The sequence below is a fragment of the Tardiphaga sp. 215_C5_N2_1 genome (assembly GCF_052076055.1).
Classification (GTDB): Bacteria; Pseudomonadota; Alphaproteobacteria; order Rhizobiales; family Xanthobacteraceae; genus Tardiphaga; species Tardiphaga robiniae.
In genome coordinates this window covers 922,761-938,298 of the sequence record NZ_CP197240.1, presented here as the reverse complement: position 1 = coordinate 938,298, position 15,538 = coordinate 922,761, and the positions used below count along the sequence as shown (strand labels likewise).

General features: G+C 62.9%; 11 protein-coding genes. 6 read left to right on the top strand and 5 right to left on the bottom strand.

Annotated elements, in window-relative coordinates; genetic code table 11:
• The first annotated feature begins 95 nt into the window (after positions 1-95).
• From AB7828_RS04325 to lexA, 4 genes are all read left to right on the top strand, one after another.
• Entirely contained in the window at positions 96-1,304 is a 1,209-nt protein-coding gene (locus AB7828_RS04325; protein WP_441229484.1) for a molybdopterin molybdotransferase MoeA, read from the top strand.
• A 158-nt stretch (positions 1,305-1,462) separates the two neighbouring features.
• Positions 1,463-3,820: an Orn/Lys/Arg decarboxylase N-terminal domain-containing protein gene (locus AB7828_RS04320; protein ID WP_441229483.1), complete on the top strand. Its 2,358-nt coding sequence runs from the start codon at positions 1,463-1,465 to the stop codon at positions 3,818-3,820.
• Between the two features lie 21 nt (positions 3,821-3,841).
• Positions 3,842-4,411 (top strand): GNAT family N-acetyltransferase, encoded by a 570-nt coding sequence (locus AB7828_RS04315; RefSeq protein WP_276509735.1) that lies wholly within the window; start codon positions 3,842-3,844, stop codon positions 4,409-4,411.
• Between the two features lie 300 nt (positions 4,412-4,711).
• Positions 4,712-5,434, top strand: a complete 723-nt coding sequence (lexA, locus tag AB7828_RS04310; protein ID WP_068730850.1) for a transcriptional repressor LexA — start codon at positions 4,712-4,714, stop codon at positions 5,432-5,434.
• An 18-nt stretch (positions 5,435-5,452) separates the two neighbouring features.
• On the opposite strand, the gene AB7828_RS04305 is transcribed toward lexA, so the two are convergent.
• Together AB7828_RS04305 and AB7828_RS04300 are read right to left on the bottom strand one after the other, a co-directional pair.
• Entirely contained in the window at positions 5,453-7,735 is a 2,283-nt protein-coding gene (locus tag AB7828_RS04305) for a ComEC/Rec2 family competence protein (RefSeq protein WP_441229482.1), read from the bottom strand.
• A gap of 102 nt (positions 7,736-7,837) precedes the next feature.
• Positions 7,838-9,508 carry a glutamine--tRNA ligase/YqeY domain fusion protein gene (locus AB7828_RS04300; RefSeq protein WP_441229481.1) on the bottom strand — a complete coding sequence of 557 codons (1,671 nt, stop codon included), beginning with the start codon at positions 9,506-9,508 and terminating at the stop codon, positions 7,838-7,840.
• A 199-nt stretch (positions 9,509-9,707) separates the two neighbouring features.
• On the opposite strand from AB7828_RS04300, the gene gltX reads away from it, so the two are divergent.
• Together gltX and gltA are read left to right on the top strand one after the other, a co-directional pair.
• The gene (gene gltX / locus AB7828_RS04295; protein ID WP_441229480.1) at positions 9,708-11,132 is read left to right on the top strand and encodes a glutamate--tRNA ligase; all 1,425 of its coding nucleotides are present in this window, start codon (positions 9,708-9,710) and stop codon (positions 11,130-11,132) included.
• A 154-nt stretch (positions 11,133-11,286) separates the two neighbouring features.
• Positions 11,287-12,591 (top strand): citrate synthase, encoded by a 1,305-nt coding sequence (gltA, locus tag AB7828_RS04290; protein WP_089264726.1) that lies wholly within the window; start codon positions 11,287-11,289, stop codon positions 12,589-12,591.
• Between the two features lie 67 nt (positions 12,592-12,658).
• Here the strand turns inward: gltA and lpxB are convergent, their stop codons facing one another.
• Genes lpxB through lpxA form a run of 3 tightly spaced genes read right to left on the bottom strand, consistent with a single transcriptional unit; the run spans position 12,659 to position 15,524 of the window.
• Entirely contained in the window at positions 12,659-13,819 is a 1,161-nt protein-coding gene (gene lpxB, locus AB7828_RS04285) for a lipid-A-disaccharide synthase (protein ID WP_441229479.1), read from the bottom strand.
• On the bottom strand, positions 13,816-14,697 hold the full coding sequence (locus AB7828_RS04280; protein WP_441229478.1) for an LpxI family protein: 882 nt from the start codon (positions 14,695-14,697) through the stop codon (positions 13,816-13,818). The genes lpxB and AB7828_RS04280 overlap by 4 nt, the downstream gene beginning before the upstream one ends.
• A 23-nt stretch (positions 14,698-14,720) precedes the next feature.
• On the bottom strand, positions 14,721-15,524 hold the full coding sequence (lpxA, locus tag AB7828_RS04275; protein ID WP_441229477.1) for an acyl-ACP--UDP-N-acetylglucosamine O-acyltransferase: 804 nt from the start codon (positions 15,522-15,524) through the stop codon (positions 14,721-14,723).
• Between the last annotated feature and the right edge of the window lie 14 nt (positions 15,525-15,538).

The window sequence follows — 15,538 nt, the reverse complement described above, 5'->3', positions numbered from 1 at the left end:
TACCGTGTTTCCCTGCCCTGCCAAAGCGCCAGTGGTTTTGCGTCCGCTCCCGCTCTCCGCTATGACGGGCGCCCACACTGCCGGAGATCCCCGCGATGGCCCTGATGCCGGTTACCGATGCCATGGCCGCGATTCTCGCAGGCGCCGATGCGCTGCCTGAGGAGATGGTGCCGCTGGAAGACGCGTTCCACCGCGTGCTCGCCCGCGACATCGCTTCGCTGCGCACGCAGCCACCGGAGCCCATGTCAGCGATGGACGGCTATGCCGTGCGCGCCGCCGATGCGACACTGGGCGCCAAGCTCCGCGTCATCGGCGAGATCGCCGCAGGCAAGCCGTTCGACCGCCCGCTGCAGACCGGCGAAGCCCTGCGAATCTTCACCGGCGGCGTGCTGCCCGCTGGCGCCGACGCCGTGGTGATCCAGGAAGACACAACGCGCGAAGGTGACGTCGTCGGGATCAACGAAGCTGCGATTTCCGGCAAGCATATCCGCCCGGCCGGCGTCGATTTCAATGAAGGCGATGTGCTGCTGCGCGCCGGCACCCGCCTCACCGACCGCGATCTGGCGCTTGCCGCCGGGATGAACCATCCGTCACTGCCCGTGCGGCGACGGCCGGTCGTTGCCGTGCTCGCCACCGGCGACGAACTGGTCATGCCCGGTGCGGTCCCCGGCCCCGGCCAGATCGTGCTCTCCAATGGCTTCGCGCTGCGTGCGCTGGCCCGCGCTGAAGGCGCCGAGGTGGTCGATCTCGGCATCGCCGTCGACACGTTGGAGGCGACCACATCGGCCATTCAGCGCGCGATCGATCTGAAGGCCGACGTGCTGATCACCACCGGCGGCGCGTCGGTCGGCGACCACGACCTCGTGCAGCAATCCCTGATCAATGCCGGCGTCGAGATGGCGTTCTGGCGCATCGCCATGCGGCCCGGCAAGCCGATGATGCACGGACGCCGCCAGGGCATGCGCGTGATCGGCCTGCCCGGCAATCCCGTCTCGTCCTATGTCTGCGGCTTCCTGTTCATGGTGCCGCTGCTGCGCGCGCTGTCCGGCCGAAACGAGGTCGCTCACGCGCTCGAACCCGCGGTGCTCGGCCGCGACCTCGCCGCCAACGACCAGCGCGAGGACTATCTGCGCACGCGTCTGGAAACCCGCGCCGACGGCACCGTGGTGGCGACGCCGGTGATGAAACAGGACTCGTCGCTGCTAGGAAATCTGGCTGTTGCCGAAGGACTTCTGATCCGCAAGCCATTCGCTCCCGCCGCCGCCGCTGGTGATTCCTGCGCGATCATGCGACTGCCTGTTTAAAGGCCGAGATGCGCGATGGGATGCCGGGCCACCGGAACTTCCGCCGCGCGGCATGTTCTCTGAGCTTTTTTCTGACTGAGATACCTTAACGCGGCTTCAGTCACTGAATTGTCACGTAACGCAGCGAGACATCGCTGCGAAACAAGATCGGTGCACAAATGGACTATTTCAAACGCTTCAATTTCCTGTTTGCGATGCCAACATTCGACGCCGACGATCTCGAGGGCATTCGGCTCAATCAGATCGTCGATGAGATCGAGCGTTCCGGCTTCGAGGTCGTCAAGGCACGCAAGCTCGAAGACGCCACGATCGCAGTCCAGACCGACGCGGCCATCGGCTGCATGGTGGTCGACTGGGGCAAGAAGGGCCTCGAAGGCAAGACCGCGGCGCTGATCAACCTGATGCGCAAACGGGGCCTCGACTTTCCGATCATCCTGCTGATCCGCCGCAAGCGGTTTGAAGACGTCCCGGTCGAGGTGCTCGATTTCATCGACGGCTATGTCTTCCTGTCCGAGGAAACCCCGCCGTTCATCGCCAAGAACCTGATCAGCCGGTTGAAGCAATATGCCGAGACACTGAAGACGCCGTTCTTCGGCGCTTTGGTCGACTATGCCGAGGAAGGCAACCAGCTCTGGACCTGCCCGGGCCACAATGGCGGCGTGTTCTACAGCCGCAGCCCGATCGGCCGCGTGTTCATGGAACATCTCGGCGAAGCCGTGTTTCGCGACGACCTCGACAATTCGGTGCTCGATCTCGGCGATCTGCTGACCCATGAGGGCCCTGCTTTGCAGGCGCAGAAGGAAGCCGCGCAGATCTTCGGGGCGGAGAAAACCTATTTCGTGCTCAACGGCACCTCGACCTCCAACAAGGTCGCGCTATCGGCTCTGGTCACCGATGGTGACCTCGTGCTGTTCGACCGCAACAACCACAAGGCGGCCTTGCACGGCGCATTGATGATTTCAGGCGGTGTGCCGATCTATGTGCCAACGACGCGCAATCCCTGGGGCCTGATCGGCCCGATGAACTGGGACGCGCTCGACGAGGACGCGCTGCGCGAGCGCATCCGTATCAATCCGTTGGTCACGGATCCCGAGGCCTGGAAGCGTCCACGCCCGTTCCGCGTCGCCGTGGTCGAACAGTGCACCTATGACGGCACCATCTACAGCGCCGAGATGATCATCGCGCGCATCGGCCATCTCTGCGATTACATCCTGTTCGACGAAGCCTGGGCGGGCTTCATGAAATTCCACCCGCTCTATGCCGGTCGCTTCGCCATGGGGCTCAAGGAGCTTGGTCCGGATTCCCCGGGTATCATCGCGACGCAGTCGACCCATAAGCAGCTCGCGAGCTTCTCGCAGGCGTCGCAGATCCACATGAAGGATCGCCACATCCGCGGGCAGAAGCGCCGCGTCGAGCACCGGCGCTTCAACGAAAGCTTCATGCAGCACGCCTCGACCTCGCCATTCTATCCACTGTTCGCATCATTGGATGTCGGCGCGCAGATGATGAAGGGCCGCTCGGGCGAAGTGTTGTGGGACGATACGATCCGCCTCGGCATCGAACTGCGCAAGAAGATGCGCGCGGTGCGCCGCGAGTTCGAGGAGAAGGAAACCCGCGCCGAGCGTCGCTGGTTCTTCGAGCCCTTCGTGCCCGAGCGCGTCGCTATTCCCGACGCATCCAGCGAAGGCGCCGTTCACAATGTGCCGTGGGAAAGCGTCGGCACGGATCAACTCGCCACCAATCCGTCCTATTGGCAGCTCGCGCCTGACGCCGCCTGGCATGGCTTCCCCGGCATGGAAGCCGGTTTCACCATGACCGATCCCAACAAGCTGACGGTGCTGACACCCGGCTTCGACCGCACCACCGGCGGCTATGCGGAACACGGCATCCCTGCTCCGGTGGTGGCGCAGTTCCTGCGCGAGAATCGCATCGTGCCGGAGAAAAACGACCTTAACTCGCTGCTCTTCCTGCTGACGCCCGGCGTGGAGGCGAGCAAGGCCGGCACGCTGATATCGGGCCTCGTCGCCTTCAAGAAATTTCATGACGACAACGCGCTGCTGGAAGACGTCATCCCGGAATTCGCCAGGCGCAGGCCCGCGCGTTATGCGGGCATACGCCTGCGGGACCTGTGCGGCGACATGCACCGGTTCTTTCGCGAGGCCAATGTGAGCGAACTTCAGACCAGGCAGTTCTCCGCCGATCACTTGCCGGAGATCGCCATGTCGCCCCACGATGCCGCGCGCTGCCTGGTGCGCAACGACGTCGATTACCTCCCGATCGATGAGATCTTCGGGCGCGTCGCGACGACGCCGTTCGTGGTCTATCCGCCCGGCATCGCCACGATCGTCCCCGGAGAACGGCTCACCGAACGGTCAAAGCCGATGATCGATTATCTCAGGATGTTCGAGACCTGCTTCAACACCTTCCCGGGCTTCGACGTCGAAATCCAGGGCATCTACCGCAAGGTCGACGCCAATGGCCGGATCCGACTTTACACTTACGTGGTCTCCGAATAGGGAGCACGTAAGGAGCCTGATTTGCCAACGGAACTCGAACAGCCGGTCGTCATCCGACCATCACGCGACACCGACGTCGATGCCATGCTCGCGATCTATCGCCGGCACATCCGGCAAGGCGTCGAGGAAGGCGTCAGCGACGCCGACACGCCGCAGCCCGACGATCTCAGAGACCGGCGTAAGAACCTGCGCAGCAAACGGTTCCCGCACCTCGTCGCCACGCAAGGCGGCGAGGTCGTCGGCTATGCCTATGTGGTGCTGTTCCGCAAGCGACCGGCCTATCGCTACACGGTCAAGCATTCGATCTATATCCACCACGGACATGTCGGCCGAGGCATCGGCCGGCTGCTCATGCGCGAATTGATCGACGTCTGCGCGGCGGCCGGCTTCCGGCAGATCATCGGCTATATCGATGCCGACAACACGGCCTCGCTCGGCTTGCACGAGAGCTTTGGCTTTGCCCGCGTCGGCTTGCTGCCCGGCGTCGCTTATCGCTCGGGCCGCTGGGCCGACACGATCATGGTTCAGCGCTCGCTGGCGACCGGCTCCACGACTCCGCCGCCGCCCATTGGGCGCATGACGTCCGCGTAGCCCAAGCCCGCGGAAGCATTTTCCATGTCCGTCGAGGATCGACGACTGGTGAGGAACAGCCTCCTCAAACCTCCCTCAACGTGCATTCTGTTGACGGCAAATTAAGCATTGCAGAACACATATGGAACATATAGTGTTCGTTCATGATTTGTTTCGAGATTCTGTGGCTTTGAGTAGTTTGAGAGTGCCCGAACTCGCGCAACCGATCTTCGAACGATCGTCTCTGGATTGAGAATCACCGTTCGGAGACCCTTTGAAACGCACGCGGCGGCCGACACCGTCAACTGAGGATGGCTTCAGATGCTCACGCGCAAACAATACGAACTCCTGCGATTCATCGATCAACGGCTGAAGGAAGCCGGCGTCCCGCCCTCCTTCGACGAGATGAAGGATGCGCTCGACCTGCGCTCCAAGTCTGGCATTCACCGTCTGATCACGGCGCTGGAAGAACGCGGCTTCATCCGCCGCCTGCCCAACCGCGCCCGCGCCATCGAAGTCATCAAGCTGCCAGAGCTCGGCGCGCCGGTCACCGGCGGCACCGGGCGCCGCGGCTTCACGCCCAGCGTCATCGAAGGCACGCTTGGCAAGGTGCGTTCGGCCGCCAGCATCGCCAGCAACAGCGGCGACGATGACAATGGCCGCACGGTTGCTATCCCGGTCATGGGCCGGATCGCGGCAGGTACGCCGATCGAGGCGCTGCAGACCCGCAGCCACACCATCAGCATGCCCGCGGACATGCTCGGCTCCGGCGAACATTACGCGCTCGAAGTGCGCGGCGATTCCATGCAGGACGCCGGCATTCTCGATGGCGATACCGTGCTGATCCAGCGCAACGAGAGCGCCGACACCGGCGACATCGTGGTGGCCCTGATTGACGACGAGGAAGCCACGCTGAAGCGCTTCCGCCGCCGCGGCGCGTCGATCGCGCTGGAGCCAGCGAATGACGCTTACGAAGTCCGCATCCTGCCGCCTAACCGGGTGCGCATTCAGGGCAAGCTGATTGGCCTGTATCGCCGCTACTGAGGCTGTCGCCTCGACGGATTACTGATCTTCGGCTTGAAGATCGGTTTCCGCAGGCGTCGCATCCACCGGCCGGTTTTGCGGTGGACGACCGGTCTGGATCAGATCGTGCTCGGGCTCATCGGGAATTGCGCGCGACCACGGACGGTCCAGGCCCCGTGACCGCACGGCATCGATGGTAAAGCCGTTCGCAGTTCGCTGCAGGTTCACCGCACCATTACGTTGCAGGCGATCCTGATCGATCACCAGCGCACGACAATCCTTTGGCGGTTGTTTCGTCGTGATGATGAGTGTCGCTTTCTCGCAATCATCTGTGAATGCATCCGGCTGTAAAACCAGCGCCACCAAAGCGCCATCGGCCAGCGCCGCGATGCACCCGTCGCGGTCGCAGGACACACCGTGGCTGACGGAGGCATCGGTCGGCAGACGCGCATCGGCATCGCCGGCGAGCCACTCTTTCAGCAAAAATGTATCCTTGGCGCTGCGCATCATATGCAGGTGCCCGTCCCTGCCCCGTACCGCGACGCTGCGACCGTCCCCCGAGATCAACACATCCGGCTGCTTCGCCATCAGGGCCCATACAATCGAGATTGCAAGCACGGCAGCCCCCGCGAAGCGCAACGGCGTGCGCAGCAATCCCAGCACGATGATGCCGATACTGGCTGATATCAGCGGTCCGGTCCCGAAGGCCGGCATCCTCCCGATGGCACCCGGCAAGGCTGCCACCCATTGCGTGACCACGATCATCCACTGGATGCCGACATCCATCAGCCGCCAGAACACACCGTCAAAGCCGAACGGCATGGCCACCAAACCGAGAATGCCCGCCGGCATCACCAGTGCCGAGACCACCGGCATCGCCAGGAGATTGGCGACGACGCCATAAGGCGTGACGCGATGGAAATGAAATGCGGCATAGGGCGTGGTGGCAAGACCCGCGACCAGTGAGGCCAGTACGAGCATCGCGATCTCGCGTCCGCCCCATAGCGCCACGCGCGCGGTCGCGGAATGATCGGGCGAGGCAAACAGCGCGGGCATGCCTATCTGCACCAATGCGACCAGCCCCAGCGTCGCCGCGAATGACATCTGAAAACTCGGATGCACCAGCGCTTCCGGCGCGACGATCAGCACGACCATTGCCGCCACCGCCAGCGTGCGAAACGTCACCGCCCGGCGATCGACCATGACTGCAATCAACACAACGGCCGTCATGAAAAAGGATCTCTGTGTCGCGACTTCGGCACCTGACAGCAGCAAATAGAACAGTGCTGCGAATAACGCCGCAGCCGCTGCGACTTTCTTGATCGGGAATGTCACCGTCAGGACAGGGATCAGTGCCAGCAGTGCGCGTATCGCAAAGAACACCACGCCGGCGACAACGGCCATGTGATAGCCAGAGATCGACAACACATGACCGAGGCCGGAGATGAACATCGCATCATTGACGTCAGCCGAAATCGCATCGCGGCGGCCCGTGAGCAACGCCGTGGCAATGGCGCGGCTATCGCCCGAGAGTACGGTGCGGATCCGCGCGTCGATGGCGTCGCGCAGACCCTGTATGGTCGCTGAATAGCGTAGCGCCACACCCGGCTGTATCGGCGGATCGACCGCCTTAATGCCGCCCATCACGAAGCCTGATGCGCCGATCCCCTGGAAATACAGATCGCGGCCAAAGTCGTAACTCCCTGGCCGGAGCGGCGACAGCGGCGGCTGCAGCCTTGCCTTCAATTCGACGAAGCTGCCGACGACAGGCGCCATGCCCTTCTTCACCGACAGCCGCACACGGGTCAGCTTCGGTGCGGCGCGCGGGCTGTCCATCGTGGCAACGCGCAGCACGAAGCGATCCGTGCGCTCCCGTTCCTCGTGGGTTTCGACGAAGCCGGTCAGCGCGACGGAATAGAGCGGCTTTGCCAGAACCTCATGAGCCACACGCGCGGTTTTCATGGCAGCCATCGCGAAGCCCGCCGCGATGGCCGCAATGAGCAAGATCAAGGGAAACCATCGCTGCCGCCGCAGCAAAAACGCAGCCACGCAAAGAAGGCCTGCCGTCGCAGCGGCAACCCAGGCCACCGGCTCATGCTCAGCGGCAAAATACAGCGCGATGCCGGTGCCGAAAGCGATCGGCACCCAGGGCAGCAAGCGACCGGGACCAGCTTCGGCCCGCACCCACGTCCAGAGCGTCTCGAAGCCCGACGTCGACGACGTCGCTGACGGGACAGCGACGCCTGCCTTGGCCGGCGGCGGCCATGTGGTCGCTGTACCCGCCCGGCCCCGCCGCTGTTGCTGATCTCCGCCCCGCGCCATCGAACGCCCGCACGCCACGCTTGTCCTTCCGAATGCTATCGGAAGGGCAAGCGGCGACTAGCGGAACGGATGCAGAATACGAAAACTAATCTCTAGGGTTGCTCAGGCGAGCTTGGCGTAGCTGTCGCGCAGACCGACGGTGCGGTTGAAGATCAGCTTGCCCGGCGCTGAATCCTTGTCGCGACAGAAGTAACCCTGGCGCTCGAACTGCACGACATCGCTTGTGTTATCGCTCGCCAGCGCCGGCTCCAGCATGGCGCCGGTCAGCGTCTCCAGCGAGTCCGGATTGAGCTGCGATGCGAACTCGGTCGCATTGGGCTGCGGATCGGCGAACAGCTGATTGTAGACGCGTACTTCCGCCTGCACGGCATCTGCGGCGCTCACCCAATGGATCGTCGCCTTGACCTTGCGGCCGTCCGGCGCATTGCCGCCCCGGGTTTCCGGATCATAGGTGCAGCGCAGTTCGACCACCTCGCCAGCGGCATTCTTGATGACGTCCTTGCAGGTGATGAAGTAGCCATAACGCAAGCGGACCTCGCGGCCTGGCGCCATGCGGAAGAACTTCTTCGGCGGCTCTTCCATGAAGTCGTCATGCTCGATGTAAAGCTCGCGGCCGAATGAAATCTGCCGGTTGCCGAGCGACGCATCATCGGGATGGTTGATGGCTTCGAGCTGCTCGGTCTGTCCTTCCGGGTAGTTCTCGATCACCACCTTCAGCGGCTTCAGCACAGCCATGCGGCGCTGTGCCGTGCGGTTCAGTGTCTCGCGCACGGCGAAGTCGAACATCGAGATATCGACAGTCGAGTTGGCCTTGGCGACGCCGATGCGCTTGACGAATTCGCGCAGCGCTTCGGCAGGAATGCCGCGGCGCTGCAGGCCTGCGAGCGTCGGCATCCGTGGATCGTCCCAGCCGGTGACATGGCCGCCGCGGACGAGTTCAGTCAGCACGCGCTTCGACAGCAGCGTGTAGGTCATGTTGAGGCGCGCGAATTCATACTGATGCGGCCGCGACGGCACCGGCAGGTTTTCCAGGCACCAGTCATAGAGCGGCCGGTGATCCTCGAATTCGAGCGTACAGATCGAATGCGTCACGTGTTCGATGGCATCCGACTGGCCGTGCGCGAAGTCGTAGCTCGGATAGATGCTCCAAGCGGTGCCCGTGCGCGGATGATGCGCATGCAGGATGCGATAGATCACGGGATCGCGCAGGTTGATGTTGCCCGACGACATGTCGATCTTGGCGCGCAGCACGCGGGCGCCGTTCGGGAATTCGCCGGCGCGCATCCGGGCGAACAGATCGAGGTTCTCGTCGACCGAACGATCGCGGAACGGGCTGTTCTTGCCGGGCTCTGTCAGGGTGCCACGTTTAAAGCGGATTTCTTCCTGCGACTGGTCATCGACATAGGCCTTGCCGGCGCGGATCAGATGTACCGCCCAGTCATAGAGCTGCTCGAAATAGTCCGAGGCGTAATGCAGGTTGCCCTCGCCCCAGTCGAAGCCGAGCCAGCGCACATCGCGCTGGATGGCGTCGATATATTCCTGCTCTTCCTTGGTCGGATTGGTGTCGTCGAAGCGCAGGTTGCAGTGGCCGCCGAATTCCTCAGCTACGCCGAAATTCAGGCAGATCGACTTGGCATGGCCGAGATGCAGGTAGCCGTTGGGCTCCGGCGGAAAGCGCGTCACCACGCTCTTGTGCTTACCGGATTGCAGGTCCGCCGCAACGATGTCGCGGATGAAGTCACGGCCTGCGTCGGATACCGATTCGTCTGTCATTTGCTGCCTTTCAAGCTGCGCCCTATGTGCCAAATCCGGAAGGCCGCGCCAAGGCCGGATCAGGGGCCGGGTCCCGCGAAAGGGCCTTTTCCGATGCGGTTCCGACCCCAAATCCGCGTTTATTCGCCGTGAGACAGCGCCCTGTCGTTGTGATAAACGCCCGCCAACACTCACACCGAACTCGATCGAACCCGCTGATATGACCGCTCCCGTCGTTACCCGTTTCGCCCCCTCGCCGACCGGCTTCCTCCATATCGGCGGTGGACGCACCGCGCTGTTCAACTGGCTCTATGCCAAGAAGACCGGCGGCAAGATGCTGCTGCGGATCGAGGATACGGATCGCGAGCGTTCAACGGATGCCGCGATCGACGCCATTATCGACGGGTTGAAGTGGCTGGGCATCGAGTGGGACGGCGACACCGTCTTCCAGTTTGCCCGTGCCGGCCGGCACCGCGAAGTCGCCGAACAGCTGCTGGCTGAGGGCAAGGCGTATTACTGCTATGCCAGCGCCGAGGAACTGCAACAGATGCGCGAGACCGCCCGCGCCGAGGGCAAGTCCAAGCTCTATAACGGGCTCTGGCGCGACCGTGATCCGTCGGATCCGCGCCCCGACGTCAAACCGACGATCCGCCTGAAGGCGCCACTCACCGGCGAGACCGTGATCGAGGATCAGGTACAGGGCCGTGTGGTCTGGCAGAACGAAAATCTCGACGACCTCGTGCTGCTGCGCGGCGACGGCAATCCGACCTATATGCTGGCCGTGGTGGTCGACGACCATGACATGGGCGTGACCCATGTCATCCGCGGTGACGATCATCTGATCAACGCCGCCCGCCAGAAGCAGATCTACGACGCGCTCGGCTGGACCGTGCCCAGCATGTCGCATATTCCGCTGATCCACGGACCCGATGGTTCGAAACTCTCGAAGCGCCACGGTGCGCTCGGCGTCGAGGCCTATCGCGCGCTGGGTTATGTGCCGGCCGCCCTGCGGAATTACCTGGTGCGGCTCGGCTGGAGCCATGGCGATCAGGAAATCTTCTCGACCCAGGAGATGATCGACGCCTTCGACCTGTCGGGGATCGGCCGTTCCGCCGCGCGCTTCGATTTCGCCAAGCTCGAAAATCTCAACGGTCACTACATCCGTCACACCGACGATCAATCCCTCGTGACCATGTTCGAGGACGTGCTGAATTACGTGCCCGGCGGCGCCGAACTGAAGGCGAAGCTCAACGACACCACGCGCGCCCAGCTGTTGCGCGCCATGCCCGGCCTGAAGGAACGCGCCAAGACGCTGATCGAACTGATCGACGGCGCCAATTTCATCTTTGCCGATCGCCCACTGGCGATGGAGCCGAAGGCGCAGGCCGCGCTGACTCCGGAAACCCGTGTGCTGATCGGCAAGTTGCGCACGGCACTGGAAGCCGTCACCGACTGGACCGCAGCAAATGCCGAAGCCGCCACCCGCGCCTTTGCCGAGGAAGCTGGCATCAAGCTTGGCGGGGTTGCGCAACCGCTTCGCGTGGCGCTGACCGGCAAGACCACGTCGCCCGGCATTTTCGATGTTCTGGCGGTATTGGGACGGCAGGAATGCCTGGATCGGCTCGCCGATCAGGCACCTATTTAGCATAGCTGTAGGCTGCTTTTGCCCGCCTTGCAGCGCACACAGCAATACGCTACGCATTCTGGCGAATGCTCTGGAATTCCCGGCTAGCCTCCCCATTTCTCCTGAAATGTCGGTGGCTTGCCGGCCCCTCAACGATCTCATCGGGGACCACGCGATGGACGCAAAAACCAATACCAAATCCGCAACGCTGACAGTCGACGGCAAGAGCTTCGAACTGCCGATCCACAGCGGGACCGTCGGCCCTGATGTCATCGACATCGGCAAGCTCTACGCCCAGTCCGGGATGTTCACCTACGATCCCGGCTTCACCTCGACGGGCAGCTGCCAGTCCAAGATCACCTATATCGATGGCGATGCCGGTATCCTCGAGTACCGCGGCTACCCCATCGAGCAGCTCGCCGAGAAGGGGGACTTCCTCGAGACCTGCTATCTGCTGCTGTACGGGGAACTCCCGACCAAGGCGCAGAAGGCAAAGTTCGACGCATTGGTCACGAACCACACCATGGTTCACGACCAGATGAGCCGCTTTTTCCAGGGCTTCCGCCGCGACGCGCATCCGATGGCCGTGATGGTCGCGTCGGTTGGTGCCCTCGCCGCTTTCTACCACGACTCAACTGATATCAACGATCCGAAGCAGCGCGACATCGCGTCGATCCGCATGATCGCCAAGATCCCGACGCTCGCGGCGATGGCCTACAAGTACACGATCGGTCAGCCCTTCGTGTATCCGACCAACTCGCTCGACTTCGCAGCGAACTTCATGAAGATGTGCTTCGCCGTGCCGTGCGAGGAGTACAAGGTCAATCCGGTGCTCGCCAAGGCGCTGGACAAGATCTTCACGCTGCATGCTGACCACGAGCAGAACGCATCGACCTCAACGGTCCGCATCGCCGGCTCGTCGGGCGCCAATCCGTTCGCCTGCATCGCCGCCGGCATCGCCTGCCTGTGGGGACCGGCGCATGGCGGCGCCAACGAAGCCGCATTGCAGATGCTCGCCGAGATCGGCACCGTCGACAAGATTCCGGAATTCATCGCCAAGGTGAAGGACAAGAACTCCAGCGTCCGCCTGATGGGCTTCGGTCACCGCGTCTACAAGAACTACGATCCGCGTGCCAAGCTGATGCAGCAGGCATGCCACGAAGTTCTCAAGGAAACCGGTCACGGTGGCGACGAGATGCTCGCCGTTGCCATGGAGCTCGAGAAGATCGCGCTGTCGGACCAGTACTTCATCGACCGCAAGCTATATCCGAATGTCGATTTCTATTCGGGCATCACGCTGAAGGCGATGGGCTTCCCGACCTCGATGTTCACCGTGCTGTTCGCCGTTGCCCGCACCGTTGGCTGGATCAGCCAGTGGAGCGAGATGATCGGCGATCCGCAGCAGAAGATCGGACGTCCGCGCCAGCTCTACACGGGTGCTGCCCGCCGCGACTACGTGGATATCGCCAAGCGCGCCTAAGACCTTGTTTCGCAGAGTGCGAAAATCAAAACGGCGGATCGCAAGATCCGCCGTTTTCTTGTTCAAGCTACCCCTGATCCTCGCGCATCGTCGCGAGCACGACGTCGGCAGCGGCGTCACTCGGCGACATCCGTCCAACGCCCATGATGCCATCCAGTCGTGCCAAGGCTTCGATCTGACGCTGCCGCATCGGTGTATGTGCCAGCACCTCCTGCAACGACGCCGCGAGCTTTTCCGGCGTACAGTCTTCCTGGATGAACTCCGGAATGACGTTTTCGCCGATCACCAGATTGGCGAGGATGACCGACGACGATGTGATGCGGCGGCGGATGATCCAAGCCTCGACGCTGCCGGCCTTGTAGGCGGTGACCATCGGCACGCCCGACAATGCAAGCTCCAACGTCACCGTCCCCGACTTGGCAAAGGCCGCATGCGCGATGCGGAACGCGGCGCGCTTCTCTGTTTCGCCCACGACGATCCGCGGCTGCACCGGCCACGCCTTGAGCGCTTCGGCGATGACCTCGACGAGATGCGGCATGGTCGGCAGGATCAGTTCGAATTGCGTGCCCTGCTTTTGCAGCAGATCGAGCGTCGCGCCGAACGTTGCCATGTGATGACGGATCTCGCTGCGACGGCTACCCGGCAGCACCAGCAGCACCGGCGGCTTCGTTTCACGACGCGCCTGCTCTTCCGCATTGGGACGCAGCGCATCGATCTGCTCGATCAGGGGATGACCGACATAGGTGCATGGCGGTCCGCCGAGCCGCTGATGGGCCTCCGGCTCGAACGGCAGCAGCGCCAGCACATGGTTGACATAAGCACGCATCGCCTTCGCGCGCCCCGGCCGCCACGCCCACACCGTTGGCGACACATAGTTGACGACGGGAATGGAGGGATCGCGCTGGCGCACACGCTTGGCGACGCGATGGGTGAAGTCCGGGCTGTCGATGATGACCAGCACGTCGGGTCTGGCCCGCAAGACGTCCTCGGTCGCGCGCGTGATGAGCTTCAGGATCGACGGCAACTTCCGTAGGACGGCGGCAAGGCCGATGATGGAAAGCTCTTCGATAGGGAACAGTGACTGCAGACCTTCACGTGCCATCGACGAACCACCAACGCCTTCGAAGCGCACATCGTCGCCGAGCCGCTGGCGTAGCACCTTCATCAGCGCGGAGCCGAGACGGTCGCCGGATTCTTCGGTGGCGATGAGATAGATCGTCTTCGTCACGTCGGAAGTCCCGTTACGAAAAGACCTGCGGCATCGGCAGCGACAATCATCTGCTGCGGTTCGGCGACGATCGTATTGCCTGCGACGATGGCGATGCCGGCGAGCTTCGCAGCGGCAGCACGCTCGATGGTCCGCGGTCCCAATGTCGGCAGATCGAAACGCAGATCCTGACCGCTCTTCGGCGCCTTCACCAGTACACCCCGCCCTGCCTTGGCGCGAATACGTCCCTGCTCACGCAAGAGCGCCACGCGGGCCAGCAATCCATCGGTGCCTTCGATATCCTCGATCCCCACCACATGGCCGTCGATCACCACGGTCGCCTGGCCGATATCGAACGGGCTCAAGGCGCGCAAGACGTCGCGCCCACGCGCGATATCGGCTTCAGCATCTTGATCCGGTACGGCACGCGTCACGCTGCCTTCCGGCATCAGCACATCGGACGCGACGTCCTTGATCCCCAGCAGACGAAAACCTTCATCCTCGAACAGGCGGCTGATACTCGTCAGCAAATGATCGTCACCGCCGCGAAACGCGCGAAACACTTTCGGCATCACGCGAAGCGTTGCCCAGTCCAGCCTGATCTCGGAGATTGCCGGCCGTACCAGCGTGCCGATGAACGTGAGATCCCGGCAATTTTCGCTGCGCATCAGCTTCAGCAAACGGCCGAACTGGCCGATGGGAATCCAGTGGTGCTGAAATCGCGCCACCAGCGCCGGATCGCAGAACCCCTTCAGCGCGAACACGACAGGCTTGATGCCACGCGCCTGCAGCGAGTCCGCGACAGCGAAGGGCAACGAGCCGCCGCCGGCGATGATGCCGAACGGCGAGCCTATCGGCGGATGTGATTGCGGGTGCTGTATTTGAGCCTGGTCAGTCATGCTTCGCCCCGCGATACTCGAATTCAGGAACTGCTCTTGCTATCCTCGGGCAGGCACAGCGCGCGGTGCTTGGCGCCGGCGATGAATGTCAGGATTTCTGCAATCGCCTGATCGTCATTTGCCAAGGGCTGCACGCGCTCAAGCCGCTCGGCGAAGACGCCCGCGCCATGGAACAGCTTTTGATAGAACGAGCGCACGGCGGCGACGCGCTCCTTGGTGAACTTGCGGCGCTTCATGCCGATAATGTTGAGGCCTTCCAGCGCTGCATATTGGCCATTCACGAGCCCGAACGGGATGATGTCGCCGCGCACGCCGCAGATGCCGCCGACCATGACCTGCGAGCCAATGCGGGTGAACTGGTGCACGGCCGACAGCCCGCCCATGAAAACGAAATCGCCGATCTCGCAATGGCCGCCAAGCGTCGCCGAAGTCGCGAAGATCACGTCGTTGCCGACATGGCAGTCATGGCCGACATGGGCGCAATTCATGAAGTAGCCGCGATCGCCCACCGACGTGATGCCACCGCCGGCGACAGTACCGGCATTCATGGTCACGGACTCGCGGATGGTACAGCCATTGCCGATGGTCAGCCGGGTCAGTTCGCCTTTGTAGCTGAGCGACTGCGGAGGCGTGCCTAATGAGGCGAACGGATAGATCGTGCAATTCTCGCCGATGGTCGTCTGCGCCGTCACGTTGACATGCGACAGCAGCTTCGTGCCTGCACCGATCGTGACATGCGGTCCGATGATGCAGAAGGGTCCGATTTCGGCGCCCTCGCCAATGACAGCACCGTCCTCGATCCGCGCCGTCGGGTCGATCTTGCTCATCGAAACAGTCCAAT

What these genes read in the sequence shown, in the direction of transcription:
- AB7828_RS04300 (WP_441229481.1), bottom strand. Translation starts at nt 9,508, where the DNA reads ATGACAGACGAATCGGTATCCGACGCAGGCCGTGACTTCATCCGCGAC.
- AB7828_RS04325 (WP_441229484.1), top strand. Translation starts at nt 96, where the DNA reads ATGGCCCTGATGCCGGTTACCGATGCCATGGCCGCGATTCTCGCAGGC.
- AB7828_RS04305 (WP_441229482.1), bottom strand. Translation starts at nt 7,735, where the DNA reads ATGGCGCGGGGCGGAGATCAGCAACAGCGGCGGGGCCGGGCGGGTACA.
- lexA (WP_068730850.1), top strand. Translation starts at nt 4,712, where the DNA reads ATGCTCACGCGCAAACAATACGAACTCCTGCGATTCATCGATCAACGG.
- AB7828_RS04320 (WP_441229483.1), top strand. Translation starts at nt 1,463, where the DNA reads ATGGACTATTTCAAACGCTTCAATTTCCTGTTTGCGATGCCAACATTC.
- gltX (WP_441229480.1), top strand. Translation starts at nt 9,708, where the DNA reads ATGACCGCTCCCGTCGTTACCCGTTTCGCCCCCTCGCCGACCGGCTTC.
- AB7828_RS04280 (WP_441229478.1), bottom strand. Translation starts at nt 14,697, where the DNA reads ATGACTGACCAGGCTCAAATACAGCACCCGCAATCACATCCGCCGATA.
- gltA (WP_089264726.1), top strand. Translation starts at nt 11,287, where the DNA reads ATGGACGCAAAAACCAATACCAAATCCGCAACGCTGACAGTCGACGGC.
- lpxA (WP_441229477.1), bottom strand. Translation starts at nt 15,524, where the DNA reads ATGAGCAAGATCGACCCGACGGCGCGGATCGAGGACGGTGCTGTCATT.